The sequence below is a fragment of the Citrobacter sp. RHBSTW-01044 genome, from assembly GCF_013781945.1.
GTDB classification, from domain to species: Bacteria; Pseudomonadota; Gammaproteobacteria; order Enterobacterales; family Enterobacteriaceae; genus Citrobacter; species Citrobacter braakii.
Genome location: NZ_CP056180.1, coordinates 3,122,056 through 3,141,554 on the forward strand (window position 1 = coordinate 3,122,056; position 19,499 = coordinate 3,141,554).

14 protein-coding genes are annotated in these 19,499 nt (G+C 51.3%); 4 read left to right on the top strand and 10 right to left on the bottom strand.

What is annotated here, in order from left to right:
• Positions 1–35 precede the first annotated feature (35 nt).
• The 10 genes from HV352_RS15235 to HV352_RS15280 all read right to left on the bottom strand — a co-directional run bounded on the left by HV352_RS15235 (position 36) and on the right by HV352_RS15280 (position 13,034).
• Positions 36–1,268 (bottom strand): winged helix-turn-helix domain-containing protein, encoded by a 1,233-nt coding sequence (locus tag HV352_RS15235; RefSeq protein ID WP_181634845.1) that lies wholly within the window; start codon positions 1,266–1,268, stop codon positions 36–38.
• Between the two features lie 41 nt (positions 1,269–1,309).
• Positions 1,310–2,287, bottom strand: coding sequence for a tetraacyldisaccharide 4'-kinase (lpxK, locus tag HV352_RS15240; RefSeq protein ID WP_016152450.1), 978 nt, complete (start codon positions 2,285–2,287; stop codon positions 1,310–1,312).
• Positions 2,284–4,032 carry a lipid A ABC transporter ATP-binding protein/permease MsbA gene (gene msbA, locus HV352_RS15245; RefSeq protein ID WP_016156118.1) on the bottom strand — a complete coding sequence of 583 codons (1,749 nt, stop codon included), beginning with the start codon at positions 4,030–4,032 and terminating at the stop codon, positions 2,284–2,286. The genes lpxK and msbA overlap by 4 nt, the downstream gene beginning before the upstream one ends.
• Positions 4,033–4,068: 36 nt before the next feature.
• Positions 4,069–6,333 (bottom strand): ComEC family protein, encoded by a 2,265-nt coding sequence (locus HV352_RS15250; protein WP_181634846.1) that lies wholly within the window; start codon positions 6,331–6,333, stop codon positions 4,069–4,071.
• A gap of 206 nt (positions 6,334–6,539) precedes the next feature.
• A complete protein-coding gene (gene ihfB / locus HV352_RS15255) occupies positions 6,540–6,824 on the bottom strand; it encodes an integration host factor subunit beta (protein WP_003035780.1) in 285 nt (94 codons plus the stop codon).
• A gap of 160 nt (positions 6,825–6,984) precedes the next feature.
• Entirely contained in the window at positions 6,985–8,658 is a 1,674-nt protein-coding gene (rpsA, locus tag HV352_RS15260; protein WP_003035776.1) for a 30S ribosomal protein S1, read from the bottom strand.
• A gap of 113 nt (positions 8,659–8,771) precedes the next feature.
• A complete protein-coding gene (gene cmk, locus HV352_RS15265; RefSeq protein WP_016152447.1) occupies positions 8,772–9,455 on the bottom strand; it encodes a (d)CMP kinase in 684 nt (227 codons plus the stop codon).
• A 233-nt stretch (positions 9,456–9,688) separates the two neighbouring features.
• A complete protein-coding gene (gene aroA / locus HV352_RS15270; RefSeq protein WP_047414126.1) occupies positions 9,689–10,972 on the bottom strand; it encodes a 3-phosphoshikimate 1-carboxyvinyltransferase in 1,284 nt (427 codons plus the stop codon).
• 68 nt (positions 10,973–11,040) lie between these two features.
• The gene (gene serC, locus HV352_RS15275; RefSeq protein ID WP_137367140.1) at positions 11,041–12,129 is read right to left on the bottom strand and encodes a 3-phosphoserine/phosphohydroxythreonine transaminase; all 1,089 of its coding nucleotides are present in this window, start codon (positions 12,127–12,129) and stop codon (positions 11,041–11,043) included.
• Positions 12,130–12,341: 212 nt separating this feature from the next.
• Positions 12,342–13,034 carry a DUF421 domain-containing protein gene (locus HV352_RS15280; RefSeq protein ID WP_016156114.1) on the bottom strand — a complete coding sequence of 231 codons (693 nt, stop codon included), beginning with the start codon at positions 13,032–13,034 and terminating at the stop codon, positions 12,342–12,344.
• A 136-nt stretch (positions 13,035–13,170) separates the two neighbouring features.
• On the opposite strand from HV352_RS15280, the gene ycaO reads away from it, so the two are divergent.
• The 4 genes from ycaO to pflA all read left to right on the top strand — a co-directional run bounded on the left by ycaO (position 13,171) and on the right by pflA (position 19,461).
• Positions 13,171–14,931 carry a 30S ribosomal protein S12 methylthiotransferase accessory factor YcaO gene (gene ycaO / locus HV352_RS15285; RefSeq protein ID WP_181634847.1) on the top strand — a complete coding sequence of 587 codons (1,761 nt, stop codon included), beginning with the start codon at positions 13,171–13,173 and terminating at the stop codon, positions 14,929–14,931.
• 404 nt (positions 14,932–15,335) lie between these two features.
• The gene (focA, locus tag HV352_RS15290) at positions 15,336–16,193 is read left to right on the top strand and encodes a formate transporter FocA (protein WP_003831909.1); all 858 of its coding nucleotides are present in this window, start codon (positions 15,336–15,338) and stop codon (positions 16,191–16,193) included.
• Positions 16,194–16,252: 59 nt separating this feature from the next.
• Positions 16,253–18,535, top strand: coding sequence for a formate C-acetyltransferase (gene pflB / locus HV352_RS15295; RefSeq protein WP_016152441.1), 2,283 nt, complete (start codon positions 16,253–16,255; stop codon positions 18,533–18,535).
• A gap of 185 nt (positions 18,536–18,720) precedes the next feature.
• Positions 18,721–19,461, top strand: coding sequence for a pyruvate formate lyase 1-activating protein (pflA, locus tag HV352_RS15300; RefSeq protein ID WP_003035751.1), 741 nt, complete (start codon positions 18,721–18,723; stop codon positions 19,459–19,461).
• The last annotated feature ends 38 nt before the right edge of the window (positions 19,462–19,499 follow it).

The following is a 19,499-nucleotide window of genomic DNA, read 5'->3' on the forward strand; positions in this document are numbered from 1 at the left end:
CCGGATTGTGAATCCGTAAATATTAACATAATCGCTTACCGTGCTGGGTCTATTTCCCAACCATGGCGCGCATCAGCAAATAAACCTTCAGGATAGCGTCCCAGCGTCACACGTGTTGCCTGCTGCCAGCGGGCAAAATCATCAATCGCCTGAAACAATCCTTTTTGCAGAGTAACCCCAGGTTTGACGCCATCCTGTAACCAGAGCGAAATCACTTCCAGTACGCCCGTTTTGCGGTGCATTTTGGCATCCATCCGCCCAACTAACTGCCCGCGATGCAGCAGCGGCAGGACAAAATAACCATACTGACGTTTCGGTGCTGGCGTGTAGCATTCGAGGCGATAGCTAAAATCGAATAGCTGCTCTGCCCGTTTACGATCCCAGACCACCGGATCAAAGGGTGATAATACTGCGCTATGCGTCGCCGTTAATTTACCCGTCAATGCCTGCTCCAGCAGCGGCTGAAGGTGGCTATGCAGCCACAGGGTTCCTAACCCTTCGACATCGACAGGAATAATCTGTTGCTGCTGTGCACATACGTTGCACCAGTTTTTTAGCGCCGGACGCTTCAGGCGATAGTAGTCTGCCAGCCATTGTTCGCGAAAAATCCCCAGACTGCGGGCACTGTTATCCAGCATGAGGCTTTCTGCTTCTTCCTGTGAAAGCCGGTCGCGTTCATCATCCCAGTGCGGCATGACGCGATGGGTTAAATCATACACTCGCTGGAAATTACGCCGTTCCACCACCATCACTTTCCCGGCGGTGAACAGGCCTTCAAGATGACGCTTATGCGGTTTCCATGCCCACCAGCCGCTGGCCCCCTTGCGCAGATGCTCAAAATCGGCAGAGCGTACTGGTCCGTTATGCTGGATGTGCTGGAGCAGTTGCTCAATCTCATGCGCATGTTCTTTCATCCACTCCGCTTTATATTTCCAGCCCATTTTCTCCGGGGCCAGCATGCGGTGACGTATCAGCATAAAGTCGCTACGCGGCAAAAAGCAGGCCTCGTGCGCCCAGTATTCCATCAGTTCGCCCCGCAGCAATGCGTCATCCAGCCACTGGGGCGAATAATCACCCAACCGACTAAACAGCACCAGGTAAGGGCTGCGCGACACAATATTGATGGTATCGATTTGCAATAACGACATGCGCGAAATGGTAGCAAGAATATCTGCTGGGGTTGCCCGACGGCGTGTTTTTTTCAGCAGCCCTTGAGCGGCAAGGTGAAGATGACGGGCATCCGTCAAAGAAAGACGCGGCAACGACATTTATGGCCTCATAAATGATTCGCTGCCGCAGCGTGAATCAGTTAGCGAGTCAGCGAGATTAAGCTATCCAGCAACATATCAGGCCGATCGCCTGACAAATGAGCGTCAACAGGTAAATACCACCAGTTTTCATCGGCAAATGCACGGCACTTAACCGCATCTTTTTCCGTCATCACCAGCGTTTGCCCGGCGTCTGCAAACGCACTGACGTCACTGTAGGTCAGAGACTGATGGTCTGCCAGCGCAATACTTTTTTGCACGCTGGCACCGCATGCTTCCAGCGTGGCAAAAAAACGCGGTGGATGGCCAATGCCCGCCATGGCGACAATATTGGACAGCTGCGACACATCGCGGCGTTCACCCGTACGTAAATTAACGGCCAGCCCCGGTTCAAGTCGCATAGGGATTTCCCCTGGCTGCGCAACGCCACCGTTAACGATAGTCGCATCCACCGATTTAAGCCGACCTGCGCGTTCCCGCATGGGACCCGCGGGAAGCCACCAGCCATTGCCAAACCGACGTTCTCCGTCAATAACCACGATTTCAACATCTCGCGCCAGACGGTAGTGCTGTAGCCCATCGTCCGTCACAATCATCTGCACATCGTGTTGGGCCAAAATGGCTTTGACTGCATCCGATCTTACCGGGGATACCGCTACGGGCACACCGGTACGTTGGGCGATCAGTACAGGTTCATCACCCGCTTCTGCCGTAGTGGTATCTGCGGTCAGTAACAGCGGGTAAGCAGCCGCTTTCCCGCCATAACCACGCGACACCACGCCCACGCGAATCCCACGTTGACGCAGTTGTTCAACCAGCCAAATCACCACTGGTGTTTTGCCATTGCCACCCGCGGTCAGGTTTCCGACCACCACAACCGGGACTGGTGCACGCCACGCGCGTTTAATCCCAAGCTTGTAACATAAGCGGATCCCCCCACTCACCAGGCCATACAGCCAGGAGAGCGGGAGTAACAGTCGCCACAGCGGCGACTCACCAGACCAGATTCGAGCGATCATTGACCGAATTGCATTTTATGTAATTGTGCATACACCCCACGCTGCTCAATCAGCTCGCTATGGGTTCCACGCTCAACAATAATACCGTCTTCCACCACGATGATTTCATCCGCCTGTTCAATGGTAGAAAGGCGGTGAGCAATCACCAGGGAGGTACGGTTTTTCTGAAGCTCATCCAGAGCAGCCTGAATCGCGCGTTCAGACTCGGTATCGAGTGCCGACGTTGCTTCATCAAGGATCAGAATCGGACTGTCACGCAACAAGGCGCGGGCAATAGCGATACGCTGACGCTGACCACCAGATAGCAGGACGCCGTTTTCGCCAATCACCGTATCCAGGCCATTGTCCATCTTATTGATGAAATCCATGGCGTAAGCCATTTTCGCCGCTTTTTCGATCTGCTCACGGCTGTACAAATCGGTACGCGCGTAGGCGATGTTGTTGGCAACCGTATCGTTAAACAGGTGCACATTCTGCGAAACCAACGCGACCTGATCGCGCAGGGATGCCAGGGTATATTCACGTAGATCGTGTCCGTCCATTAGAATCTGCCCTTCATCAATATCATAGAAGCGCGTGATCAAGCTGGCGATGGTGGATTTCCCTGAACCTGAACGGCCAACCAGGGCAACGGTTTTCCCCGCTGGAATATTCAGGTTGATGTTGCGCAGCGCAGGTACTTCACGTCCTGGATAGGTGAATGTCACGTTGCGGAACTCGAGATTGCCGGTAGCGCGTTCGATTTCGCGTGTACCTTCATCTTTTTCCTGCTCGCTATCCAGAATCGTAAATAAGGTCTGGCAGGCCGCCATACCGCGCTGGAACTGTGCGTTGACGTTGGTCAGCGATTTCAACGGACGCATCAGCGCGATCATTGAGGAGAAGACAACCGTAATTGTCCCTGCAGTCAGGTTTTCCATTACGCTTGGGAAGCTGGCTGCATACAACACGAAGGCCAGAGCCAGAGACGCAATCAGCTGGATGATAGGATCGGAGATAGAAGAGGCGGAAACCATCTTCATGCCCTGCAAACGCATCTTATTGCTGACTTTATCAAAGCGCTTAGTTTCGACTTCCTGACCACCAAAAATCAGAACTTCTTTGTGGCCTTTCAGCATCTGCTCCGCACTGGTCGTAACCTGACCCATGGTGTTTTGCATATTTTTACTGATGCTACGAAAACGCTTGGAAACTATACGAATCGCCACTGAAACAATTGGCGCCAGTACAATCAGGATCAATGACAGCTGCCAGCTGTAATAGAACATCATGATAAACAGGCCAATAATTGAAGCCCCTTCACGTACCACGGTGATCAGCGCGCCGGAGGACGATGATGCGACCTGCTCTGAATCATAGGTAATACGTGACAACAGCGTACCTGTAGACTGTTTATCAAAAAAGGACACCGGCATGCCCATCATATGGCCAAACAGGCGGCGACGCATGGTCATGACCACTTTGCCTGATACCCATGAGATGCAGTAGCTGGAGACATAGCTGGTGAATCCGCGAAGAACCATTAGTCCAATGACCACCAGCGGCATCCACAGCAGCACCGAGCGATCCGTTTTACCAAAACCATCATCCAGTAATGGCTTAAGGAGCGATAGCATGAAGGTATCGCTGGCCGCGTTCAGGATTAACGCTATACCCGCCACGATCAGACCCGATTTAAAAGGCGCTATGGTTGGCCATAGTCGGCGAAACGTCTGCCACGTAGAGAGATCTTTATCGTTATGCATTCAAAAAACCAGCATTTGTTAGAATAGCCGCATATTCTACCCGTTATCCTCCGACACGCCAAACCACTGATGATACCAACGAGGTAAAATCTGATCCCGCAAGCTGTTTATTCGCCAGTTTTTTTGATAAAAATCCAGCGTAATCTGCCCCTGGTGGGGTGTATCCAGCCATTGATAATTTTGTTGCCGATAACGTTGCTTCACTTTCCTGGACGGGAGACGCCAGGCATTGTAACGGGATGAGGAGGCTAACGCGGCCTGCCCGCCGACCCGCTGAATCAGCGCCTGCGATGATGAGGTATTGCTACCATGATGTGGAACCTGTATCACCGTAGACTGCAGATGCTGCCAGTAGTGACTGAGCATTTTTTGTTCAGCGGGAGACTCAATATCGCCGGTCAGCAGAATACTCTGATGCCCGTCATCGACCTTAACCACGCAGGAGTGGTTATTCCCCAGATCTTTATTTCCACGCACGGGCCAATGCGCACTAAAGGTTAACCCTTGCCATTGCCAGCGCTCCCCGCGTAAACACGGGAGATGCCCCTCCCAACCTAATGGGCTTCTTATCCATAGCGACGGCCAGGCTTGCTGCAGCGAACGCAACCCGCCCCGGTGATCCATATGCTCATGGCTTAAAATAACGCCTTCTGGCTCCAGGTTGTGCCAACGTAGCCAGGGAATAATCAGCTGTTGCGCGCTATCGCCTTCAGGCCATGCCAGACCGGTATCGTAAAGAATCGCTTTGCCATTGCGCGCAATGACCATCGCCAGCCCCTGCCCGACGTCCAGCATATGCACTTGCCAGACATCAGTACGTGGCGTTCGCCAGAACGGGGCGCTCAGTAATAGGAGCACAGTGACACAAACTACCGGTATAGTTCGCCACGCGTTCAGCCGATATGCGATGAGCAGGAGTCCGGGTACAAATGCAAGCCATTGCCAACGTGCATCAATATTGATCCCCCCTTCAGGCAGGCTCCTGAGCCCCCAAAATAATAGCGCGAGGGAGCGATCCGCTAAATACCATAGGTTCGACTCAACCATCGCCAGCCCGGTTAAATGGACGATCATGCCTGCTAATATCAATGGTACGGAAATAAATGTAACCAGCGGTACAGCAAACAAATTGGCCAAAAATGAGGTCAGGCTAAAACCGTGAAACATCGCGATTTGCACAGGCAGAAGCAGGAGCGTAATTCCCAATTGCAAATGAGCAAGCGCCAGAAATTGGCGTCCAACGCGAGACAGCGGCCAATCCGGCATCGGAACCCATTGATACCAGAACAGCAGCGCCGCAACGGCAAAAGCAGACAACCACAGACTTTGTGAAAGAACGGCGACAGGATCCACCACCAGAATGGCTGCCAGACAGCAGATCCACACCGACCATCCACTCCACTGCCTGCCGCTGAGTTTTAGCCCTCCCCAGACCAGTAGCGCAACAACCGTACGTAATGCCGGGGGCTGTAGCCCCGTTAACCAGGCATAGAATGTTGCGCAGACGATCCCGCCAACTAACGGAACCTGCCAGCAAATCCATCTGGTTGGCATAAAAAATTGCCCCGCGCGAATTAATCCTGCTGCCAGAAGTGCGGCAAATGCAATATGCAGCCCGGAGATAGCCATCAAATGGGCCGTACCGGTATCACGCATAATGGTTTTCACCGCTTGTGACACGGACAAGCGCTCCCCCATTCCCAGGCCCAGTATAACCTGCTGCCAGGGATAGTCTGCGAGCGCGCTTTTCAACGAGGAGAGATACCGCGAACGCAAACTGCATTGTTGTGTGATAACCGAAGCCTGCAAAAATCTTCCCGTCAGCAGCTGGTGCTGCGCCAATGCATAACGCTGGCTATCAAACCCGCCCTCGTTCAATTGACCGTGTATGGCACGAACCTTCAACGTCATCGCCCATGTCTGGCCCGCACAAACGTTGCCGGGTAGGTACTGCCCATACAGAGTAATTCCGATGACAGGAAATACCCGCTTCCCCTGCAGATGCGTGATCTGGCCGTAGTGCGTTGTCATATTATCGGTTCCGGTTATCCGCACGATGGCCTGCTGGCTTTTTGCAGGCAGCGTATTACCGGCCCACAGCGCATCTTTCGCAGCCAGAACTCCCCAAAGAAAAAATAGCAGGGTTAATCCGGCGAAACGTACAGGGCTGTGAGAAATAAGACAGAGCAGAATTGCCAGACCAAATATAACGCCGATGCACAGCATGTCAGGTAACGCAGGTAATAGCATAAGCGGGAGAATGCCGAATAAGGCACTCGTACTAACCGTTGTTATTTTCATCAGTCACCTCCCTGTAGCAGGAAGTGTGCAGTAATGTTCGACGGTTGTCTGGTGCCAATTAAGCGTTATACGGTATGCATTCCGCTAACATTTAGCGGCGCTTGTAACGTGCAAATTAACTGGGATGGAGATTCCAGGATGGGTTGGCAGAAATGAAAAAAGCACCCATGCGGGTGCTTTTCTCGGCGTTAAGTCTCGCTAAAAACTTAACCGTAAATATTGGCGCGATCGCGCAGTTCTTTACCTGGTTTAAAGTGCGGAACGTATTTTCCTTCCAGGTCCACTTTATCGCCGGTCTTCGGATTACGTCCGGTGCGCGGTGCGCGGTAATGCAAAGAGAAACTGCCGAAACCGCGGATTTCAATACGCTCGCCCTGCGCAAGAGTCGAGGCCATATGTTCCAGCATCTCTTTAACTGCATCTTCAACCGCTTTCGCGGGAATATGAGGTTGCTGGGTTGCAAGTCTTTCAATCAATTCTGACTTGGTCATGATTCCTCCGGTTCCTTAAAGGCATAATTAGCTGCTGCATTGATTAAGGGCGGCCTTAGCCGCCCTTTGTCATTGATTACAGGACGAATCCTGTAATCTGTCAAGCTACTCGTCACCCTTTGTGCTGTTAACAGCACAAAGGATTTAGGAGCACTCGATATTACTCGCCTTTAGCTGCTTTGAAAGCTTCAGCCATTGCGTTGTTAGAGAAGTTAGCATCTTCCTGTTTGTTAACAGTTGCGATTGCATCTTTCTCATCAGCTTCGTCTTTAGCACGAACAGACAGGCTGATTGCGCGGTTCTTACGATCAACGCCGGTGAATTTAGCTTCAACGTCGTCGCCTACGCTCAGAACCAGAGTTGCATCTTCAACGCGGTCGCGGGAAGCTTCAGAAGCGCGCAGGTAACCTTCAACGCCGTCAGCCAGTTCTACGGTTGCGCCTTTAGCATCAACTGCAGTGACTTTACCGTTTACGATTGCGCCTTTCTTGTTCAGTGCAACCCAGTTGTTGAACGGATCTTCTGCGAGCTGTTTAACGCCCAGAGAGATACGCTCACGTTCTGCGTCAACCTGCAGAACAACAGCTGCGATTTCGTCGCCTTTTTTGTATTCACGAACTGCTTCTTCGCCTGCAACGTTCCAGGAGATGTCAGACAGGTGAACCAGGCCGTCGATGCCGCCGTCCAGGCCGATGAAGATACCGAAGTCAGTGATAGACTTGATTTTACCTTCAACACGGTCGCCCTTGTTGTGGGTTTCCGCGAACTGCTGCCATGGGTTGTTTTTGCACTGCTTCAGACCCAGGGAGATACGACGACGTTCTTCGTCGATATCCAGAACCATAACTTCCACTACATCGCCAACGTTAACAACTTTGGACGGGTGGATGTTTTTGTTGGTCCAATCCATTTCGGAAACGTGAACCAGGCCTTCAACGCCTTCTTCGATTTCAACGAAGCAGCCGTAGTCGGTCAGGTTGGTCACGCGACCAGTCAGTTTGGTACCTTCCGGATAACGCTTAGCGATAGCTACCCATGGATCTTCGCCCAGCTGTTTCAGGCCCAGAGATACACGAGTACGCTCGCGGTCGAACTTCAGCACTTTAACAGTGATTTCGTCGCCAACGTTTACGATTTCGCTCGGATGCTTAACGCGTTTCCATGCCATGTCGGTGATGTGCAGCAGGCCGTCAACGCCACCCAGATCAACGAATGCACCGTAGTCAGTGAGGTTCTTAACGATACCTTTAACTTCCATGCCTTCCTGCAGGTTTTCCAGCAGCTGATCGCGTTCTGCGCTGTTTTCGGATTCGATAACGGCACGACGGGAAACAACAACGTTGTTACGCTTCTGATCCAGCTTGATTACTTTGAATTCAAGCTCTTTGCCTTCCAGGTGCAGCGTGTCGCGGACCGGACGAACGTCTACCAGGGAACCCGGCAGGAACGCGCGAATACCATTCAGCTCAACAGTGAAGCCACCCTTGACTTTGCCATTGATAACACCAGTAACGGTTGCAGCTTCTTCGTAAGCTTTTTCCAGCGTGATCCAAGCTTCGTGACGTTTAGCTTTTTCACGGGACAGCAGGGTTTCACCGAAGCCGTCTTCTACTGCATCCAGAGCAACGTCAACTTCGTCACCAACCTGGATTTCCAACTCGCCCTGGGCGTTTTTGAACTGCTCAGCCGGAATGGCGGACTCAGATTTCAGACCAGCGTCAACCAGTACTACGTCTTTGTCGATAGCAACAACAACACCACGAACGATGGAACCCGGACGGGTTTCGATTTCTTTTAAGGATTCTTCAAACAGTTGAGCAAAAGATTCAGTCATGTTTAATCTTCAGGTTTCATATTTAACGTCCACCTGGCTCCATGCCGGATGGGGTTGTTTAACATACCCGCTGTCAATCCATTGCAACGGGGGTACTGCAAATTCGGTCGCACTTAAGCGAGTGCCAGTTTTTGGCGCGCGTATTGTAACGCTTTTTCAATCACTTGCTCAATGCTTAATCGGGTTGAATCCAAAACTAAAGCATCAGCAGCGGGAACCAGCGGCGCTACAGCACGGTTACGATCGCGGAAATCGCGTTCTTCGATCTCGGCCAAAAGGCGTTCAAAGTTAACACTAAAGCCCTTTTCCTGCAACTGTAGCATACGTCTATGCGCACGTTCTTGCGAGGAGGCGTCCAGGAAAATTTTCACTGGTGCATCCGGGAACACCACGGTCCCCATGTCTCGTCCGTCGGCAATCAGGCCGGGCGCTTCACGAAACGCGCGTTGGCGGCGTAACAGCGCTTCGCGTACGCGAGGAAACGCAGCGACCTGAGATGCGGCATTCGCTACTTCCTGGGTGCGGATTTCGCCGCTGACATCTTCACCTTCCAGAATGACTTCCAGGTTGCCGTCCGTTGAGATAAAACGCACATCCAGGTGTGAGGCAAGCGGTACCAGAGCATCTTCAGATGTGACATCAACATGGTGATGCAACGCTGCGAGCGCCAGTACGCGGTAGATCGCGCCTGAATCTAACAGATGCCATTGCAATGCTTCCGCCATTGCCTTGCACAAGGTGCCTTTTCCTGCACCACTTGGGCCATCAATGGTAATAACCGGGGCAATTGCCGTCATCTTTTTCTCCTTAAACGGGCATACGTTAACGTGAACGCCGCGCATTATACGCGCCAACGCTAATAATCGTTAACACAGAGTGTAAAAACCCGATTAGTCTGTAACGATATGAGGAAGAATTGCGCAATTATAGCGGGCTGGCGAGAAACCAGCCCGGAAGATGACACTGATTTACTTTTTATCTGCAGCGATGCGCTCACGAATATGCTGAGCGCGATCGTCAGATGTGAGGATCAGGCAGGTGTACTAATACGCGCCAGCTGTTCGAAATAATCCGGGAAGGTTTTGGCGGTACATTTAGGGTCCAGAATGGTCACCGGCGTGTCAGACAACGCCACCAGCGAGAAACACATCGCCATGCGGTGATCGTTGTAGGTCGCGATCTCCGCAAACTGTAACGTCGCCGGTGGTGTAACGCGAATATAGTCTTCGCCCTCTTCAACGATCGCACCCACTTTACGCAACTCGGTCGCCATCGCGAACAGGCGGTCGGTCTCTTTGACGCGCCAGTTATAGATGTTACGTAAGGTCGTGGTGCCTTTAGCGAACAGCGCTGCCGTGGCGATGGTCATCGCCGCATCGGGAATATGGTTCATATCCATGTCTACCGCGTTCAGCTCACCGTGAGTACAGGCAATAAAGTCTTCGCCCCAGGTAATGGTCGCGCCCATTTTTTCAAGCACATCAGCGAAGCGGATATCACCCTGCATACTGTTGCGGCCAATCCCGGTGACTTTTACCGTACCGCCTTTAATGGCTCCTGCTGCGAGAAAATAGGAAGCGGAAGAAGCGTCACCTTCAACCAGATATGCCCCCGGTGACTGATACTGCTGCTGACCCTGCACAATAAAGCGCTGGTAGTTCTGATTCTCAATTTCAACACCAAACGTTTTCATCAGGTTCAGTGTGATATCAATGTAAGGTTTGGATACCAGCTCGCCTTTAATGGCGATCGTCGTATCCTGCGGCGCCAGTGGCGCAGTCATCAGCAACGCAGTCAGGAACTGGCTGGATACGCTGCCGTCTACCTCAACCTGTCCTCCGGTAAAGCCACCGCGCAGACGTAAAGGCGGATAGTTTTCCTGCTCCAGGTATTCAATGTTGGCTCCGCCCTGGCGTAACGCATCAACCAGATGGCCAATCGGGCGCTCTTTCATGCGCGGCTCGCCCGTCAACACGATGTCATTACTGCCCAGACACAGCGCAGCGGCCAGTGGGCGCATTGCGGTTCCGGCATTGCCAAGGAACAGTTCTACTGCGCCTTCGGCATGCAGCGCGCCGCCATTGCCGATAATCTCGCAACGCGTACGGTCGGCAGAAAGGGTATAGCTAATTCCTAACGCATTCAGAGCATTAAGCATATGGCGGACATCATCGCTGTCCAGAAGGTTGGTCAGGACAGTGGTGCCATTTGCTAATGCAGCCAGCAGCAAAGCGCGGTTAGAAACACTTTTGGATCCAGGCAGATTGATGGTGCCATCCACCCGCGCAATGGGTTGTAACGTCAGGGATTCCATGAAACTCGACTCTCAAAAACAGACATAAAAACCCCACAGACTGGCTGTGGGGATGAAAATACAGCAGATTAACCGCGGCGGCGCTCGAAATCGACCATGAAATCGGTCAGCGCTTTTACACCTTCTAGCGGCATTGCATTGTAGATGGACGCGCGCATACCGCCGACCACACGGTGCCCTTTCAACGCGTGCAGACCCGCAGCGAAAGACTCTTCCAGGAAGAGTTTATCCAGGGCGCTGTCAGCAAGCTGGAACGGTACGTTCATGCGTGAACGGTTCGATTTTGCCACGTCGTTACGGTAGAAATCGCTGTTATCGATTACGCCGTACAGCAGTTGCGCTTTTTGCTGGTTAATTTTATCCATCGCGTTAACACCGCCCTGCTCTTTCAGCCATTTAAAGACCAGGCCAGACAGATACCAGGCAAAGGTTGGCGGCGTGTTGAACATGGAGTCGTTGTCATTCAGCACGGTATAGTCGAGGATTGACGGGCATGACACATGAGCCTTACCCAGCAAATCTTCACGTACGATGACAATGGTCAGCCCGGCCGGGCCGATGTTTTTCTGCGCCCCGGCATAAATTACGCCATAACGGCTCACGTCAAGCGGTGCGGAAAGAATGGTAGAGGACAGATCCGCCGTAACCACCACATTGCTGGCAAAATTCGGCGTTTCATCGATCGCAATGCCATCAATGGTTTCATTCGGGCAATAGTGCAAATACGCAGCGTTGTCAGAAAGCTGCCATTCGCTCATTGGCTTAACAGCGCGCAGTCCGTCAACGGTGACTTTGGCGTCAATAACGTTTGGCGTACAGTATTTTTTCGCTTCTTTAATTGCGCTGGCGGCCCAATAACCGGCATCGACGTAATCCGCCGTGGTTTTGTCACCCAGAATATTTAACGGGATACCCGCAAACTGCCCGCGCCCACCGCCATGGCAGAACAACACTTTATAGTTGGAGGGGATGCTGAGAAGATCGCGAAAATCCTGCTCCGCTTCCTCTGCGACCTGGATGAATTCTTTGCCACGGTGGCTAATTTCCATCACCGACGTGCCAAGACCGTTCCAGTCGCGAAGATCCTGTTGAGCCAGTTTAAGTACTTCTGCCGGTAACATTGCCGGACCTGAACTAAAATTGAAGACCTGAGCCATTTCCCCTCACCACGTTGTGTTGTTGTCCAATCAACATCCTGTCATTGGCGATAATCCGGTGACAGACATTGGTATAAGTTATTCCTGTGGATATCGGTTTTATCATTCAGTGACACGCGCCGCAATGGGTAAAACTGGCCAGGGTAAAAATGTGTCATTGGTCACACAACAGAATCTATCGGATTGACGGGTAAAAACCGAGATTTTCGCTGTCAGGTGACCCGTTTTGCCCGACTGGCCTTCGACCATTCTGGATTTGCACAGCGTGGACATAATTGATGATCTCCGGCGTTCATTTGCACCACTTCACTACACCGTATACATGCATAGTCCCCAGCTTCAGGTATCACTTTAAATCGCTGTGTACAGCGTTTAGGCAAAATACTGAGCCCCGGCTTTACGTCTTCATCGGCAAAGAAATAGACGCTGATTTGCCCATTTGTCTCCAGGATGGCCAGTCTCACCTGTCCCAATTGCTCCACGCCGTTCAAACGCAATTCCATAAAGAATTCGAATTCCGTCATATTGGCGCTATTGAGCTTCGACCATGCCAGCTCGCCGTCCTCAATGATCACAACGGGCTTGCCCTCCAGCAAATCCTCCATTTTCTCGCTATGCGCCATCAGCCACATAACCAGCCGATATAGCACGGCAAGCGTAATAAAGACCACTAGCACCGGCAGCATCGGGACATCATCATAAAATGCCACGTCTCCCGCCGCAGACCCCAGCGTAAGGATGATCAGCACTTCAAAAAGCGACATCTGGCGTACGCCGCGACGTCCGGTGATTTTTAAAAACAGAAAAACCAATATAAAGGTATAGAGGCTGCGCAGAGCAACTTCTCCCAGAAAGTCCATGGGCACCTTATCCAGTACCATTCGGTGTAAATCGAAAGCTTTCATTATTATGCTCTAAACGTGGTTGGCTGTAGGAAAGCATAGCTAATACTTTTATTTACGTCTGAACTCCGGCGACGATAGCGCCATTCATTTAAAACCCGTATCATTGCGCGCTTTCCGTACGACAAAAGTGATTTTCATGACGCAAACATTTATCCCCGGCAAAGATGCCGCTCTGGAAGACTCCATCGCTCGCTTCCAGCAAAAATTGCTCGACCTTGATTTTCAAATTGAAGAAGCCTCGTGGTTGAATCCCGTCCCTAACGTCTGGTCTGTACATATTCGCGACAAAGAATGCGCGCTGTGCTTCACCAACGGTAAAGGCGCGACGAAAAAAGCGGCGCTGGCTTCCGCGCTGGGCGAATATTTTGAGCGTCTGTCGACTAACTATTTCTTTGCGGATTTCTGGCTGGGTGAAACCATCGCCAACGGCCCATTCGTGCATTATCCGAACGAAAAATGGTTCCCGTTGACTGAAGAAGACGACGTACCAGAAGGTCTACTGGATGCTCGTCTGCGTGCGTTTTACGATCCAGACAACGAACTGACTGGCAGCATGCTTATCGATCTGCAATCCGGTAATGAAGAACGTGGGGTCTGCGGCCTACCGTTTACCCGTCAGTCGGATAACCAGATCGTCTATATTCCGATGAACATTATTGGCAACCTGTACGTTTCTAACGGCATGTCTGCGGGTAACACCCGAAACGAAGCGCGCGTTCAGGGCCTGTCTGAAGTCTTTGAGCGCCATGTGAAGAACCGTATTATTGCGGAAAGCATCAGCCTGCCGGAAATCCCGGCCGAAGTCATGGCGCGCTACCCGGCAGTGGTGGAGTCCATCGCCAAACTGGAAGCGGAAGGTTTCCCAATTTTCGCCTACGATGGCTCGCTGGGCGGCAAGTATCCGGTGATTTGCGTTGTCCTGTTCAACCCGGCCAATGGTACCTGCTTTGCCTCCTTCGGTGCGCACCCGGATTTCGGCGTTGCGCTGGAGCGTACTGTCACTGAACTGCTGCAGGGCCGTGGTCTGAAAGATCTTGATGTCTTCACCCCACCAACCTTTGACGACGAAGAAGTGGCTGAACACACTAACCTTGAAACCCACTTCATCGATTCCAGCGGCCTGATCTCCTGGGATCTGTTCAAGCAGGATGCTGACTATCCGTTCGTTGACTGGAATTTCTCCGGTACCACCGAAGAAGAGTTCGCCACCCTGATGGCCATCTTCAATGCTGAAGATAAAGAAGTGTATATCGCCGACTACGAACACCTGAGCGTTTACGCGTGCCGCATTATTGTTCCGGGAATGTCTGACATCTATCCGGCTGAAGATCTGTGGTTAGCCAACAACGCCATGGGCGCCCATCTGCGTGACACTATTCTCTCGCTCCCGGGCAGTGAATGGGATAAAGAAGACTATCTCAATCTGATCGAACAACTGGATGAGGAAGGCTTTGACGACTTCACCCGCGTACGCGAGCTGCTCGGTCTGGCAACCGGTGCGGATAACGGTTGGTACACCCTGCGCATTGGCGAGCTTAAAGTGATGCTGGCGCTGGCCGGCGGCGACCTGGAGCAGGCGCTGGTCTGGACAGAATGGACGATGGAATTCAACGCCTCTGTCTTTAGCGCTGAACGTGCCAACTACTACCGCTGTCTGCAAACGCTGCTGCTGCTATCTCAGGAAGAAGATCGTCAGCCGCTACAATATCTGAACGCGTTTGTGCGCATGTACGGTGCCGAGGCGGTTGAAGCCGCAAGTGCAGCATTAAGTGGCGAAGCGCCGTTCTACGGGCTTCAAACTGTTGATAGCGATCTGCAGGCTTTCCCGGCGCATCAGTCTCTGCTGAAAGCTTACGAAAAACTGCAGCGCGCGAAAGCAGCACATTGGTCAAAATAGTGACAATCAGCCTGCGCTGAGTAGGCTAAAGGTATTGTCTGGGCTATATTACGGGGCGCTTAATGCGCCCTGTTTTTTATTTTGGTCAAATCAAAAAATAAATGTAAAAACAAGGTTAAATATTAGTAGTTGATATTAAGAAAATTAGCTTATTAATGTGGTTTTTTATCTCAATTACTCCATTTTAATTAACCGTCCCAGAGGAGACAGAAAGAAAAAATTCAACTCACTTTATAATTTTTAAAATTTATTTTTATTTGGATAATCAATAAGTTACACCGTAATCGCATAAAAACCATGCGCCTTACGGGCCTATAAGCCAGGCGAGATATGATCTATATCAAATTCTCATCTATAATGCTTTGTTAGTATCTCGTCGCCGACTTAATAAAGAGAGAGTTAGTGTGAAAGCTGACAACCCTTTTGATCTTATTCTTCCTGCTGCAATGGCCAAAGTTGCCGAAGAAGCAGGCGTCTATAAAGCAACGAAACATCCGCTTAAGACGTTCTATCTGGCAATTACTGCCGGTGTATTCATTTCAATTGCCTTTGTTTTCTATATCACCGCCACAACCGGTACCGGCACAATGCCTTTCGGCATGGCGAAGCTAGTAGGTGGTATCTGCTTTTCCCTGGGGCTGATTCTCTGCGTTGTCTGCGGTGCAGACCTCTTCACCTCAACCGTACTGATTGTCGTAGCGAAAGCCAGTGGTCGCATCACCTGGGGCCAATTGGCGAAAAACTGGCTTAACGTTTATGTCGGCAACCTGATTGGCGCCCTGATCTTCGTGTTACTCATGTGGCTTTCTGGCGAGTATATGACCGCTAACGGCGCGTGGGGTCTCAACGTCCTGCAAACAGCCGACCACAAAGTGCACCATACTTTTGTTGAGGCGGTAAGTCTTGGCATCCTGGCGAACCTGATGGTGTGTCTGGCAGTATGGATGAGCTATTCGGGTCGCAGCCTGATGGACAAAGCGTTTATCATGGTATTACCGGTCGCAATGTTTGTTGCCAGCGGTTTTGAGCACAGTATCGCAAACATGTTTATGATCCCTATGGGTATTGTAATTCGCGATTTCGCCACCCCGGAATTCTGGACCGCTGTTGGGTCTTCTCCGGAGAATTTTTCTCACCTGACCGTGATGAATTTCATCACCGATAACCTGATTCCGGTTACGATCGGCAACATTATCGGCGGCGGTTTGTTGGTCGGGTTGACATACTGGGTCATTTATCTGCGTGGTAACGATCATCATTAATCTGATGATGCCCATTACACGCAGTAAATAAAAAATCCACTTAAGAAGGTAGGTGTTACATGTCCGAGCTTAATGAAAAGTTAGCCACAGCCTGGGAAGGTTTTACCAAAGGTGATTGGCAGAATGAAGTAAACGTCCGTGACTTCATTCAGAAAAACTACACTCCGTATGAGGGTGACGAGTCCTTCCTGGCTGGCGCAACTGATGCGACCACTGCACTGTGGGACAGCGTGATGGAAGGCGTTAAACAGGAAAACCGCACTCACGCGCCTGTTGACTTTGACACCTCCGTTGCTTCTACCATCACTTCTCACGACGCTGGCTACATCAACAAAGCGCTCGAGAAAATTGTTGGTCTGCAGACTGAAGCTCCGCTGAAACGTGCGATCATTCCGTTTGGCGGCATCAAAATGGTTGAAGGTTCCTGCAAAGCGTACAATCGCGAACTGGACCCGATGCTGAAAAAAATCTTCACCGAATACCGCAAAACCCACAACCAGGGCGTATTCGATGTTTACACCAAAGACATTCTGAACTGCCGTAAATCCGGTGTTCTGACTGGTCTGCCAGATGCCTATGGCCGTGGCCGTATCATCGGTGACTACCGTCGCGTTGCGCTGTACGGTATCGACTACCTGATGAAAGACAAATACGCTCAGTTCGTCTCTCTGCAGTCCGATCTGGAAAACGGCGTAAACCTGGAAGCCACTATCCGTCTGCGTGAAGAAATTGCTGAACAGCACCGCGCACTGGGTCAGATCAAAGAAATGGCTGCTAAATATGGCTGCGATATATCTGGTCCGGCAACCAATGCTCAGGAAGCTATCCAGTGGACTTACTTCGGCTACCTGGCCGCGGTTAAATCTCAGAACGGCGCAGCAATGTCCTTCGGTCGCGTATCCACCTTCCTGGATGCCTACATCGAACGTGATATCAAAGCAGGCAAAATCACCGAGCAAGACGCTCAGGAAATGATTGACCACCTGGTCATGAAACTGCGTATGGTTCGTTTCCTGCGTACCCCTGAATATGATGAACTGTTCTCCGGTGACCCGATTTGGGCAACTGAATCTATCGGTGGTATGGGCGTTGATGGCCGTACTCTGGTTACCAAAAACAGCTTCCGCTTCCTGAATACCCTGTACACCATGGGTCCTTCTCCGGAGCCGAACATCACCGTTCTGTGGTCTGAAAAACTGCCTCTGAACTTCAAGAAATTCGCCGCTAAAGTGTCCATCGACACCTCTTCTCTGCAGTACGAGAACGATGACCTGATGCGTCCGGACTTCAACAACGACGACTACGCTATCGCTTGCTGCGTAAGCCCGATGGTTGTTGGTAAACAAATGCAGTTCTTCGGTGCGCGTGCAAACCTGGCGAAAACCATGCTGTACGCAATCAACGGCGGCGTTGATGAAAAACTGAAAATGCAGGTTGGTCCTAAATCTGAACCGATCAAAGGCGACGTTCTGAACTTCGACGAAGTTATGGAGCGCATGGATCACTTCATGGACTGGCTGGCTAAACAGTACGTCACTGCACTGAACGTTATCCACTACATGCACGACAAGTACAGCTACGAAGCCTCTCTGATGGCGCTGCACGACCGTGACGTTATCCGCACCATGGCGTGTGGTATCGCTGGTCTGTCCGTTGCTGCTGACTCCCTGTCTGCAATCAAATATGCGAAAGTTAAACCGATTCGTGACGAAGACGGTCTGGCTGTCGACTTCGAAATCGAAGGCGAATACCCGCAGTTTGGTAACAACGACTCTCGCGTTGATGACATGGCGGTTGACCTGGTAGAACGTTTCATGAAGAAAATTCAGAAACTGACTACTTATCGTAACGCTATCCCGACTCAGTCTGTTCTGACCATCACCTCTAACGTGGTTTATGGTAAGAAAACCGGTAACACCCCAGATGGTCGTCGTGCTGGCGCGCCGTTCGGACCGGGTGCTAACCCAATGCACGGTCGTGACCAGAAAGGTGCTGTTGCCTCTCTGACCTCCGTTGCTAAACTGCCGTTTGCTTACGCTAAAGATGGTATCTCTTACACCTTCTCTATCGTTCCGAACGCACTGGGTAAAGACGACGAAGTTCGTAAGACCAACCTGGCTGGTCTGATGGATGGTTACTTCCACCACGAAGCGTCCATCGAAGGTGGTCAGCACCTGAACGTGAACGTCATGAACCGTGAAATGCTGCTGGATGCGATGGAACATCCGGAAAAATATCCGCAGCTGACCATCCGTGTTTCTGGCTACGCAGTACGTTTTAACTCCCTGACTAAAGAACAGCAGCAGGACGTTATTACTCGTACCTTCACTCAGACCATGTAATTGGTTTTGACTGAAATCGTACTTTAAAAAGCGTACAATAAAGGCTCCACGTAAGTGGGGCCTTTTTAATAGCCTGCTTTGTCAGCTATCTATACTTATGGATAGCAGCCAAAACAGACTCGACACAGTTAATAACTGTGCACTAACACTGGCCCCGGATGGGCCACACCTGGAGAAACACCGCAATGTCAGTTATTGGTCGCATTCACTCCTTTGAATCCTGTGGCACTGTTGATGGCCCGGGCATCCGTTTTATTACCTTCTTCCAGGGCTGCCTGATGCGCTGCCTGTATTGTCATAACCGTGACACATGGGATACGCACGGTGGCAAAGAAGTCACCGTCGACGAGTTAATGAAAGAGGTCGTGACCTACCGCCACTTTATGAACGCCTCCGGTGGCGGTGTGACAGCGTCCGGTGGCGAAGCTATCCTGCAAGCTGAATTTGTACGCGACTGGTTTCGTGCCTGTAAAAAAGAAGGTATTCATACCTGTCTGGATACCAACGGTTTTGTTCGCCGCTACGATCCGGTGATCGATGAATTGCTGGAAGTCACCGACCTGGTGATGCTCGATCTCAAACAGATGAACGATGAAATCCATCAGAATCTGGTGGGCGTATCTAACCATCGTACGCTTGAGTTCGCACGTTACCTGTCCAATAAAGACATCAAGGTGTGGATCCGCTACGTCGTTGTGCCTGGCTGGTCTGACGATGACGACTCCGCGCACCGCCTGGGCGAGTTTACCCGCGATATGGGCAACGTAGAGAAAATCGAACTGCTGCCATACCATGAGCTGGGCAAACACAAATGGGTGGCAATGGGTGAAGAGTACAAACTTGACGGTGTTAAGCCACCGAAGAAAGAGACCATGGAGCGCGTGAAAGGCATTCTTGAGCAGTATGGTCATAAAGTAATGTACTAAGGTATGACGACCACGGCGTCGCAGCGCTCTGCTTGAGT